The 341-nt window shown below is 58.7% G+C and carries 1 protein-coding gene; it reads right to left on the minus strand.

The annotated features are described in order from the left end of the window. Nucleotides 1-151: 151 nt before the first annotated feature. On the minus strand, nt 152-341 hold a 190-nt coding region (locus tag AF337_RS29475), incomplete at its 5' end, for a hypothetical protein (RefSeq protein ID WP_152971230.1).

A 341-nucleotide genomic window follows, 5' to 3' on the forward strand; every position in this document is an offset into this window, starting at 1 on the left:
GCCGGCCGAAGCCGCGCAAATGCCCGCCACCAACAGAACGGCACGCAAGTATATGGCTTTCATGAGAATCCCCCGATCTCGTTTCGCCTCGGCACTGCTGTCCCGAGTCGGCACTGTGCAGCGAGAGGTAGATTTCGACAAGCTCAAATACCTATTTTTCGTTGATCGCCTGCGTCAACTGCCCGATGAGGCCTGAAATCTGCTGGTCCTCAGGTCTCAGTCGCGCCAGATCCTCGGCGTATTTCAGCGCCTCCGGCAAGCGTCGAAGCTTGAGACTGTATTGGAGCGCCAGGCCGATGATATCAGCGTCTTCGCCCGCCGCCCAACCATCGAGCTTGTCC

It is taken from the genome of Rhizobium ecuadorense (assembly GCF_001187535.1).
GTDB classification, from domain to species: domain Bacteria; phylum Pseudomonadota; class Alphaproteobacteria; order Rhizobiales; family Rhizobiaceae; genus Rhizobium; species Rhizobium ecuadorense.